At 51.9% G+C, this 270-nt stretch carries 1 protein-coding gene; it reads left to right on the top strand.

The window, feature by feature from the left end; all coding sequences use genetic code 11:
• On the top strand, positions 1 to 270 hold a 270-nt coding region (locus ACYP03_RS26320), incomplete at both ends, for an asparagine synthase-related protein (RefSeq protein WP_459782712.1).

Raw genomic sequence — 270 nt, 5'->3', positions numbered from 1 at the left:
CACCGGGTGATGGAGCTGGCGGCGACCTTGCCTGTGCATCTGAAAGTGCGCGGTAATACCGAAAAATTTGTGTTTCGTGAAGCCATGAAGCCTTACCTGCCTGAAGAACTGTATAAGCGTAAAAAACATTACTTCCGTGCTCCGCCTTCCACACTGATGCAGCAGGGACCGTTATTTGAACTGGTTAATGACACCCTGAACTCGTCCAGCTTGGATGCACTGCCTTTCTTCGACAGCAAGAAAGTACGCCGCCTGCTGGCAGAGATGCCG

The sequence above is a fragment of the Photobacterium sp. R1 genome, from assembly GCF_054600795.1.
The sequence above is the reverse complement of the archived record's forward strand: the minus strand, read 5'-3'. Positions and strand labels throughout refer to the sequence as shown.